Annotated in this window: 7 protein-coding genes and 1 pseudogene; 2 read left to right on the forward strand and 6 right to left on the reverse strand. The window is 72.3% G+C overall.

All coding sequences use genetic code 11. From position 1 onward, the window contains the following. The 3 genes from hemW to lepA form a co-directional block, all read right to left on the reverse strand. Positions 1 to 1233 (reverse strand): radical SAM family heme chaperone HemW (gene hemW / locus ACFV0Q_RS31255; protein ID WP_385009838.1); only part of this gene is annotated, 1233 nt, incomplete at its 3' end. Positions 1234 to 1288: 55 nt separating this feature from the next. Continuing rightward, positions 1289 to 3181, reverse strand: coding sequence for an AMP-dependent synthetase/ligase (locus ACFV0Q_RS31260; RefSeq protein WP_385009840.1), 1893 nt, complete (start codon positions 3179 to 3181; stop codon positions 1289 to 1291). Positions 3182 to 3417: 236 nt separating this feature from the next. Next, complete coding sequence (gene lepA, locus ACFV0Q_RS31265; protein ID WP_385009842.1) at positions 3418 to 5283, reverse strand: translation elongation factor 4; 1866 nt, start codon at positions 5281 to 5283, stop codon at positions 3418 to 3420. Positions 5284 to 5533: 250 nt separating this feature from the next. Between lepA and rpsT the strand changes: the two genes are divergently transcribed. Further along, positions 5534 to 5800 (forward strand): 30S ribosomal protein S20, encoded by a 267-nt coding sequence (gene rpsT, locus ACFV0Q_RS31270; protein ID WP_385009844.1) that lies wholly within the window; start codon positions 5534 to 5536, stop codon positions 5798 to 5800. Between the two features lie 363 nt (positions 5801 to 6163). Here the strand turns inward: rpsT and holA are convergent, their stop codons facing one another. Further along, the gene (gene holA / locus ACFV0Q_RS31275; protein ID WP_385009845.1) at positions 6164 to 7159 is read right to left on the reverse strand and encodes a DNA polymerase III subunit delta; all 996 of its coding nucleotides are present in this window, start codon (positions 7157 to 7159) and stop codon (positions 6164 to 6166) included. A gap of 61 nt (positions 7160 to 7220) precedes the next feature. Between holA and ACFV0Q_RS31280 the strand changes: the two genes are divergently transcribed. Beyond that, positions 7221 to 7463 carry a hypothetical protein gene (locus ACFV0Q_RS31280; RefSeq protein ID WP_189964244.1) on the forward strand — a complete coding sequence of 81 codons (243 nt, stop codon included), beginning with the start codon at positions 7221 to 7223 and terminating at the stop codon, positions 7461 to 7463. Between the two features lie 14 nt (positions 7464 to 7477). Here ACFV0Q_RS31280 and ACFV0Q_RS31285 read toward each other — a convergent pair whose 3' ends face one another. Next, positions 7478 to 8359 (reverse strand): YceI family protein, encoded by an 882-nt coding sequence (locus ACFV0Q_RS31285; protein WP_385009847.1) that lies wholly within the window; start codon positions 8357 to 8359, stop codon positions 7478 to 7480. A gap of 136 nt (positions 8360 to 8495) precedes the next feature. Continuing rightward, positions 8496 to 10589: pseudogene (locus ACFV0Q_RS31290) on the reverse strand (ComEC/Rec2 family competence protein); the annotation flags it as partial.

Consider the following 10589-nt stretch of genomic DNA (forward strand, 5'->3'; position numbering starts at 1 on the left):
CCAGTCCACCAGGTCCCGAACCACCGCGTCGGCCAGCAACCGCCCCCGCAGGGTCAGCACGGCCCGCCCCGCCTCGTACGGGGCCGCTTCCAGCAAACCGTCCGCCAGCGCCGCGCGAGAGGCGGCCAGCCCGGCCGGCGCGAGCAGCGACAGCGGGACGCCGTCCACGAGGCGCAGCTCCAGCAGGATCCGCTCCACCCGCCGGTCCTCCGCCGACAGCAGCTCCCGCCCCGCGCCCGGGGAACGCCCCTCGGCGAGGGCCGCCGCGTAGGCGCCGGGGTGCTTGACGTTCCACCACCGGACCCCGCCGACGTGCGAGTGGGCGCCGGGGCCCGCGCCCCACCAGTCGGCGCCGCGCCAGTACAGCTCGTTGTGCAGGCAGCGCCCGGCCTCGGTGGTGGCCCAGTTCGACACCTCGTACCAGGAGTACCCGGCCTCCGCCATGACGGAGTCCGCGATCAGGTACCGGTCGGCGTGGACGTCGTCGTCCGTCATCGGGACCTCGCCGCGGCGGATCCGGCGGGCCAGCTGCGTGCCCTCCTCGACGATCAGGGCGTACGCGCTGATGTGGTCCGGCCCCGCGCCGAGGGCGGCGCTCAGGGAGGCCCGCCAGTCCTCGTCGGACTCCCCCGGGGTGCCGTAGATCAGGTCCAGGTTGACGTGCTCGAAGCCCGCCGCGCGGGCCTCCGCGACGCAGGCCTCGGGGCGCCCGGGGGTGTGGGTGCGGTCCAGCACCTTCAGGACGTGCTGCCTGGCGCTCTGCATGCCGAAGGAGATCCGGTTGAAGCCGCCGGCGCGAAGCTCCGCGAGGTACTCCGGGTCCACCGACTCCGGATTGGCCTCGGTGGTGACCTCGGCGTCCTCGGCCAGCCCGAACTCGTCCCGGATCGCCGCGAGCATCCGTACGAGGTCCCGCGCGGGCAGCAGCGTGGGCGTGCCGCCGCCCACGAACACCGTCCGCACGGCCCTCGGGTCGTCCCCGAGGACCTTGCGGGCCAGCCTGACCTCGTCGATCAGGGTGTCGGCGTAGTTCTCCCGGGAGGCGAGCACGCCGCCGGTGCCCCGCAGCTCGGTGGCCGTGTAGGTGTTGAAGTCGCAGTACCCGCAGCGCGTCGCGCAGTACGGGACGTGCAGGTAGAACCCGAGCGGCCGGTCCCCGGCACCCGCCAGGGCGTGGAGAGGCAGCGAGCCGTCTTCGGGCATGGGTTCACCGTCGGGCAGTGCGGAAGGCATGGATCCATTGTCCCGCACTGCCCCATGGTCGTTTACGCGCCGGAGCGGGGCCCGGTCAGGCCTCGCGGGAGCCCGCGTACATCTCGTCGATGAGGTACTTGAACTCGCGCTCGACGACCGGGCGCTTCAGCTTGAGGCTGGGCGTCAGGTCGCCGTGCTCGACGTCCAGGTCGCGGGGCAGGAGGCGGAACTTCTTGACCGTCTGCCAGCGCTGGAGGCCCTCGTTCAGGGTCTGGACGTACGTCTCGATCAGGCGGTTGGTCTCGGGGGCCGCCAGGACCTCCGCGTACGTCTTGCCCTCCAGGCCGCTCTCGGCGGCCCAGACCAGGATCGACGGCTCGTCGAGGGCGATCAGGGCGGAGCAGAAGTTACGGTCGGCGCCGTGCACGACGATGGTCGACACGTACGGGCAGATCGCCTTGAACTGGCCCTCGATCTCGGCCGGGGCGACGTACTTGCCGCCCGAGGTCTTGATCAGGTCCTTCTTGCGGTCGGTGATGCGCAGGTAGCCGTCGGGCGACAGCTCGCCGATGTCGCCGGTGTGCAGCCAGCCGTCGCTCTCCAGGACCTCGGCGGTCTTGTCCGGCTGGCCGTGGTAGCCCTGCATGATGCCGGGGCCGCGGAGCAGGACCTCGCCGTCGTCGGCGATGCGGACCTCGGTGCCGGGGAGCGGCTTGCCGACGGTGCCGGTGCGGTAGGCCTCGCCGGGGTTGACGAAGGAGGCCGCGCTGGACTCCGTCAGGCCGTAGCCCTCCAGGATGTGGATGCCGGCGCCGGAGAAGAAGTAGCCGATCTCGGGGGCCAGGGCGGAGGCGCCGGAGACGGCGGCGCGCAGGCGGCCGCCGAAGGCCTCGCGGAGCTTGGAGTAGACGAGCGCGTCGGCGATCTTGTGCTTGGTGGCGAGGCCGAAGGGGGCGGTGGCCTGGCCGGTGCGGCGGAAGTTGTCCTGGGTGACCTTGGCGTACTCGCGGGCCACGCCCACCGACCACTGGAAGATCTTGTACTTGGCGCCGCCGCCGGCCCGGGCCTTGGCGGCCACGCCGTTGTAGACCTTCTCGAAGATGCGCGGGACGGCCGCCATGTAGGTCGGCTGCACGATCGGCAGGTTCTCGATGATCTTGTCGATCCGGCCGTCGACGGCCGTGACGTGCCCGACCTCGATCTGTCCGGAGGTCAGGACCTTGCCGAAGACGTGGGCGAGCGGCAGCCACAGGTACTGGACGTCGTCCGAGTGGATCATGCCGGTGGCCACGGTGGCCTTGGCCATGTACGACCAGTTGTCGTGCGGCAGGCGTACGCCCTTGGGGCGGCCGGTGGTGCCGGAGGTGTAGATGAGGGTGGCGAGCTGGCCGGAGGTGATGGCCGCGATCCGCTCCCTGACCGCCTCGGGGTGCTCGTCCAGGTACTTCTTGCCGCGCGCCTCCAGGTCGGCCAGGGAGAGCACCCAGCCGTCCGGGTCGCCTTCGGCGGCGACCGCGTCGGCCGCCTCCAGGACCACCACGTGCGCGAGGTTCGGCAGGTCGGCGCGGCGCTCGCGCGCCTTCGCCAGCTGGGCCGCGTCCTCGGCGATCAGCACCCGGCTCTCGGAGTCCGAGAGGATGAACGAGGACTCCTCCGCGTTGGTGCTGGGGTAGATGGTGGTGACCGCGCCGCCCGCGCACATCACGCCGAGGTCGGCCAGGATCCACTCGACCCGGGTGTTGGAGGCGAGCGCGACCCGCTCCTCGGAGCGCAGGCCCAGGTCGATCAGACCGCCGGCGATGGCGAAGACCCGTTCGGCCGCCTGTCCCCAGCTGAGCGACTTCCAGTCGTCGGGGCCTCCCTCCGGGCCGGCCGCGGGCACCGGGAAGCGGTAGGCCTCCGCGTTCGGTGTGGCGGCGACGCGTTCAAGGAAGAGGGCCGCCACGGTGGGCGGGCGGTTCTCGAGCATGGTCTGTGTGTCGCTCACGACATCCTCCGGACCGGGGTCCACGCGGCAGGGCGTGGGCGTGGGGGCGCTAGGAACTGGCGGGTTGTGCTGGCACCTTTTGAAACTGGCGAGTAACCATCGAGCAGTGATCAGGGTAGAGGCCGTGCGCCCGGTGCGTAAGGGGCTCCGAGCGGCCGGTTCATAACGAAAAGGGCCCCCATGCGTGTGCATGTGGGCCCTTTCGTGCGACTCGGCAGCTGTCGGTTACCGGCCGGTTACTTCTTCTTGCCGCCGGACTCGTCGCTGGAGAGGACGGCGATGAAGGCCTCCTGCGGGACCTCCACGGAGCCGACCATCTTCATGCGCTTCTTGCCTTCCTTCTGCTTCTCCAGCAGCTTCCGCTTACGGGAGATGTCACCGCCGTAGCACTTGGCGAGGACGTCCTTGCGGATGGCGCGGATGGTCTCGCGGGCGATGACGCGGGAGCCGATCGCGGCCTGGATCGGGATCTCGAAGGCCTGCCGCGGGATGAGCTCGCGCAGCTTGGCGACGAGGCGCACGCCGTAGGCGTAGGCGGCGTCCTTGTGCGTCACGGCGGAGAAGGCGTCGACCTTGTCGCCGTGGAGCAGGATGTCGACCTTGACCAGGCCGGAGGCCTGCTCGCCCGTGGGCTCGTAGTCCAGGGAGGCGTAGCCGCGGGTCTTGGACTTCAGCTGGTCGAAGAAGTCGAAGACGATCTCCGCGAGCGGGAGCGTGTAGCGGATCTCGACCCGGTCCTCGGAGAGGTAGTCCATACCGAGGAGGGTGCCGCGGCGCTGCTGGCAGAGTTCCATGATCGCGCCGATGAACTCGGAGGGCGCGAGCAGGGTGGCCCGGACGACCGGCTCGAACACGTCCCTGATCTTGCCCTCGGGGAACTCGCTCGGGTTGGTGACGGTGACTTCCTTGCCGTCCTCCAGGACGACCCGGTAGACCACGTTGGGCGCGGTGGCGATCAGGTCGAGGCCGAACTCGCGCTCCAGGCGCTCGCGGACCACGTCCAGGTGGAGCAGGCCGAGGAAGCCGACGCGGAAGCCGAAGCCGAGCGCCGCCGAGGTCTCCGGCTCGTAGACGAGCGCGGCGTCGTTGAGCTGGAGCTTGTCCAGGGCCTCGCGCAGGTCCGGGTAGTCCGAGCCGTCGAGCGGGTAGAGGCCCGAGAAGACCATCGGGCGCGGGTCCTTGTAGCCGCCGAGGGCCTCGGTCGCGCCGTTGTTCAGGCTGGTGATGGTGTCACCGACCTTGGACTGACGGACGTCCTTCACGCCGGTGATGATGTAGCCCACCTCGCCGACGCCGAGGCCGTCGGAGGGGGTCATCTCCGGGGAGGAGACGCCGATCTCCAGCAGCTCGTGGGTGGCGCCGGTGGACATCATCCGGATGCGCTCGCGCTTGTTGAGCTGGCCGTCGACGACACGGACGTAGGTGACCACGCCGCGGTACGAGTCGTAGACCGAGTCGAAGATCATCGCGCGGGCCGGGGCGTCCTTGGGGCCGACCGGGGCCGGAACCGTGGCGACGATCTTGTCGAGCAGCGCGTCGACGCCGAGACCGGTCTTCGCCGAGACGCGCAGCACGTCCTCGGGCTGGCAGCCGACCAGGTTCGCGAGCTCCTCGGCGAACTTCTCCGGCTGGGCGGCCGGCAGGTCGATCTTGTTCAGGACCGGGACGATCGCCAGGTCCTTCTCCATCGCCAGGTACAGGTTGGCGAGGGTCTGCGCCTCGATGCCCTGGGCGGCGTCCACCAGCAGGACCGTGCCCTCGCAGGCGGCGAGCGAGCGCGAGACCTCGTAGGTGAAGTCGACGTGACCAGGGGTGTCGATCATGTTCAGGATGTGCGTGCTGCCCTTGTCCGCACCCTCGGTGGGGGCCCAGGGCAGACGGACCGCCTGCGACTTGATCGTGATGCCGCGCTCACGCTCGATGTCCATGCGGTCGAGGTACTGGGCGCGCATCTGCCGCTGGTCGACGACGCCGGTGAGCTGGAGCATCCGGTCGGCGAGGGTCGACTTGCCGTGGTCGATGTGCGCGATGATGCAGAAGTTGCGGATCAGCGCCGGGTCGGTACGGCTCGGCTCGGGCACGTGGCTGGGGATCGCGGGCACGCAGTGTCCTGATTCTCGGGGCGCAGTCGGAAGCGTTGTCTGAGCGAAGGTCGGATGTCGTCGCCTTCTGCTTCGTCGGCGCGATGTCGGATCTGTACGCAGGCTCCCATGGTCCCATGGACGGGGCAGTGCGCTCGGTTTGGGCCGGTCGGAGCGCGCCTGGTAGCCTGGGCAGCTGTGTCTCGTATGCCCTCTCAGCTGTCGGGACACAATCCGAAGATCAAATCTCTGAACCTGAAAAGGCTCTTTCGTGGCGAACATCAAGTCCCAGATCAAGCGGAACAAGACGAACGAGAAGGCGCGCCTGCGCAACAAGGCCGTCAAGTCTTCGCTCAAGACCGCGATCCGCAAGGCCCGCGAGGCCGTCGTCGCCGGTGACGTCGAGAAGGCCACCGTGGCTTCTCGCGCCGCCGCGCGTGCGCTCGACAAGGCTGTCTCGAAGGGTGTCATCCACAAGAACGCCGCCGCCAACAAGAAGTCGGCGCTGGCCCACAAGGTTGCCACCCTCCAGGGCTGAGCTCCTGATGTGAAACGCCGGTAAGGACCCAGCGGGCCCTCTCTCCCGCTCCGGACCGGCACACCGCGCCGCACACGAAGCGTTCGCCACGCGGGTGCGGCGCAATCCAGAAGTAACACGAAGGCCCCGGCCTCGCCCTTCCCCAGGGCGTGGACCGGGGCCTTCGCGCATCCCGATGTCGTACGACGGCCACCCGGCCGGGACCCGCGGACGTACTCCCGCTCCACCGCGGGCGGAGCCACCGCTCCGCCCGGTCTGCACCCGCCCGGCCGCGCCGTCCCCGCGGACCTGCCGGAACGACCGCCCGACAGCCGACGCCCGACGCCCGACGCCCGACGCCCGACGCCCGACGCCCCCGGAACGCTAGCGGCGCTGTTGGGGGCGGGCCGCGCGGGCCACCGCGACGACCGCCTTCTCCAGGGCGTACTCGGGGTCGTCGCCGCCACCCTTGACCCCCGCGTCGGCCGCGGCCACGGCACGCAGCGCGTCCGAGACCGCGTCCGCCGACCAGCCCCGCATCTGCTGCCGGACCCGGTCGATCTTCCACGGCGGCATGCCGAGGTCCCGCGCGAGGTCGCCGGGACGGGCACCGCGCGGGGCGGAGGCCAGCTTCCCGATCGCCCGGACCGCCTGGGCCAGCGCACTGGTGATCAGCACCGGTGCCACCCCGGTCGACAGGGACCAGCGCAGGGCCTCCAGGGCCTCGGCCGCCCGCCCCTCGACCGCCCGGTCGGCGACGGTGAAGCTGGAGGCCTCGGCCCGGCCGGTGTAGTACCGGCCGACCACGGCCTCGTCGATGGTGCCCTCTACGTCCGCGCACAGCTGCGCCGCCGCGCTCGCCAGCTCCCGCAGGTCGCTGCCGATCGCGTCGACCAGGTTCTGGCAGGCCTCGGGGGTCGCGGAGCGCCCCAGCGTCCGGAACTCGCCCCGTACGAACGACAGCCGGTCCGCCGCCTTCGTCATCTTCGGGCAGGCGACCTCCCGGGCCCCCGCCTTGCGGGCCGCGTCCAGCAGGCCCTTGCCCTTGACCCCGCCCGCGTGCAGCAGGACCAGGGTGATCTCCTCGTACGGCGCGGCGATGTAGGCCTTGACCTCCTTCACCGTGTCCGCGCCCAGGTCCTGGGCGTTGCGGACGATCAGGACCTTGCGCTCGGAGAACAGCGAGGGGCTGGTCAGCTCGGCCAGCGTGCCGGGCTGGAGCTGGTCCGACGTGAGGTCGCGCACATCGGTGTCGGCGTCGGCCGCGCGGGCGGCGGTCACCACCTCCCGCACGGCACGGTCGAGCAGCAGGTCCTCCTGCCCCACCGCGAGGGTGAGCGGGGCAAGCGGTTCGTCGGTGGGGTTCTTCCTGGTGGCCATCGCCTCCAGCATCCCACGACGCACTGACAGTCCCCCGCGCCCGGTGCCCGAGAATGGTCGGGTGAACGTGCGACATGTACTGGTCCTGCCCGACCGCGACGCCGCCGAGGAAGTGGCCCGGGAGGCCGTCGACCGCTTCGGCCTGCCCGAGGAGCCCCAGCTGTTCCGCGACGCCCTCGCCGGGGAGGACGACGCCGAGGACGCCCAGTGGCTGGTGGTCGTCGAGGACCCGCGGGAACGGCTCGACACCACCTCGCTGGACGACCTCGCCGCCGAGTACGAAGGCTGGCTGGAAGCCCCGTAACAGGGGCCCCGCGCCTACGCCTTGTGGACGATCTGCACGTCCAGCTCCACTTCCACGCTCGACCCGATCGCCGCGATGCCGTGCGCCAGGATCGACTGCCAGTTCAGCGTGAAGTCCTCGCGGTGCAGTTCGGTCGTGGCACGGCAGGCGGCCCGCGGCTCGCCCTCCAGGCCCGTACCCGTGCCCAGGTACTGGGTGTCGAGGGTGACGGACCGGCTGACGCCGTGCAGGGTGAGCGCGCCCGCGACCGCCCACCGGCTGCCGCTGCGGTGGATGAACCGCTCGCTGTAGAACTCCACCGTCGGATGCCGGGCGGCGTCTAGGAAGTCCGCGGAGCGCAGGTGGTCGTCCCGCATCCGCAGACCCGTGTCGATGCTCGCCGCGTCGATGATGACGTGCATGGAGGAGTCCTCCATGCGCTCGGCTATCCGTACCGCGCCGGCGAAGGTCGTGAACCGGCCGTGGATCCGGGCGAAGCCGATGTGCCGGGCGGTGAACCCGATCGACGAGTGCGTCGGGTCGAGCTCCCAGTGCCCGGGCTGCGGCAGCAGCGGCGGCTCCACCGCGTCCAGGATGATCTCCGCGGTGCCGGGCTGCGCCGGGTCCCCCACCAGCGTCGCCCCGTGGAAGGGCGCGTACCCCTCGGCGGTGACGGAGAGCCGGTACTCCCCCTCCGGCATGGCTGCCGTGAACCCGCCGTAGGGATCCGTCTCCCCGCTGACGACCCGTCTGCCGATCGGGTCGGTGACCTCGAACTTGGCCTGGCGGACCGGCTGATGGACCGTGTCGAGCACTCGACAGCTCAACAGTCTTGCCGTGGGCGGCAGTGTCAGCGTGGCAGATGTCTGTGAGCTGGCACTCCCGGCCGTCTCCATCCCCCGTCGGCGACCGAACATGGCTTGTGCACCCCCGTGCTGTGTGGACTTGGACCGTTCTGGCGAAGACGCATTCGATCATGCTGTCGGGTTGTGGGCAAACAGAATGGTCGCGCCCGGTATGCCCGGACCGGTTCCGTCGCCGTCCGGCCGGAAACGCTCGCATCAGCGAGCCGCTTCCGGTGACGGCCACGGAGCCGTCCGTGTCGGTGCGCAGCACGGCCGTCCCACGGGCCCTCAGCTGCGCGAGCGTACCCGGTGCGGGGTGCCCGTAGCGGTTGTCCGCGCCGACGGAGACGATCGCGAGCCGTGGCCGGATCCGGTCCTGGAGCCCGGGGTCCTGGTGCGCCGAGCCGTGGTGGGCGACCTTGAGGACGTCCACCGGGCCCAGCTCCGGATGCTCCCTCAAGAGTGCCTGCTGGGAAGGCGGTTCGAGATCTCCGAGCAGCAGGAGCGTCAGGCCCGCCGTGCGCACCAGCAGGACGACGCTGGCGTCGTTGGGGCCGTCCGGCGGCGGTCCGGAGGCCGACGGCCACAGCACCTGCCACTCCAGCGGCCCGGCCCTGCGCCGCTCCCCCGCTCCCGCCGCCACCACGGGCACCCCGGCCGCCGCGGCGGTCCGCCGGACCGCGGCCGCCTGCCCGGGCGGCTCCTCCAGGGTGGTGGTCTGAATCACACCGACGGACCGGCCCCTCAGCACCCCCGAAAGCCCTCCCACGTGGTCGGCGTGAAAGTGCGTCAGCAGGAGCAATGGGACGCGATTCACACCCAGGGCGCGCAGGCAGGCGTCGACCGGACCCGGCTCCGGTCCGGCGTCCACGACGAGGGCCGTCCCCGGCCCGGCGGACAGCACGGCGGCGTCCCCCTGGCCCACGGCGCACTGGACGTACCTCCAGTCCGGCGGTGGCCAGCCGCCGAGCGCACGGGGCAGCAGCGGCGGCCGCAGCACCACGACCAGCAGCAGCACCACCAGGCCGGCCCGGACCCCGCGCCGCCGCCCGAACCGGGCCCCGAGCCCCACGGCGGCCAGCGTGACCGCGGCGAGCAGCAGTCCCCCGCCGAGCCCGCCCGGCCAGGCCAGCTCCGCCCCCGGCAGCCCGGCCCCGGCCCGCGCCACGGCGGCGATCCACCCCGCCGGCACCCCCGCGCACCAGGCGAGCAGCTTCGCCGCGGGCATCCACAGCGGGGCCACGGCGAGCGCCGCGAAGCCCAACACCGTGGCCGGCCCCGCCGCGAGCTCCGCCAGCAGGTTGCACGGCACCGCGACGAGGCTCACCCGGGCGGAGAGCACGGCCACCACCGGCGCGCACACCGCCTGCGCCGCGGCGGCCGCCCCCAGGGCGTCGGCCAGGCGCGGCCGCATCCCGCGCCGCCGCAGGGCTTCGCCCCACCGGGGCCCGAGGGTGAGCAGCGCCCCGGTGGCCAGCACCGAGAGGAGGAAGCCGTAGCTGCGGGCCAGCCAGGGGTCGTAGAGGACCAGCAGCAGGACCGCCCCGGCCAGCGCCGGGATCAGGGACCTGCGCCGCCCGGTGGCGAGGGCGAGCAGGGTGACCGCCCCGCAGGCGGCGGCCCGCAGCACGCTCGGCTCGGGCCGGCACACCACCACGAAGGCCAGCGTCAGCGCGGTCCCGCCCAGGGCCGTGGCCCGCAGCGACAGCCCCAGGCGGGGCGCGAGCCCGCTCCGCTCGACGTGCTGCGCGCGGGCCGGGGCCCCGATGAGCAGGTACAGCACCACGGTCAGGTTGGAACCGGAGACGGCCAGCAGGTGCAGCAGGTCGGTGGCCTTGAACGCCTCGTGGAGGTCGGACGGCACCCGGGAGGTGTCTCCGACCACCAGCCCCGGCAACAGGGCCCTGGCGTCGGCCGGGAGCCCCTCGGTGGCCTCCCGCAGCCCGGCCCGCAGGGTCCCGGCCACGCGCTGCGCCTCATCGGGGCCACCGGTCACCACCGGCGGGGTGTCCGCCGCCGGGCGGAGCAGCGCCACGGCCCGTTCCCCGTCCCGGGCCGGAGCCAGCCGGGCCACCACCGTCACCCGCGTCGAGGGCTGCAGCCGGGCCCAGAGCGGATGCCCGGCCAGCACCCGTACGGGCGTCTCCACCCGGGTCCGCGCCCCGTCCGGCCCCGTCACCCCGGTCACCACGGCGTCCAGCGCCACCACGGGCGGCCCGCTCCCGCCACGGGTGGCCCGGGGGTCGGACCCGACGGTGAGCTCCACGAGGACCCGGGCGTGCTCCCGGGCCAGCCCGGCCAC

Origin of the sequence: Streptomyces sp. NPDC059564, assembly GCF_042735575.1 — a bacterium.
GTDB lineage: Bacteria > Actinomycetota > Actinomycetes > Streptomycetales > Streptomycetaceae > Streptomyces.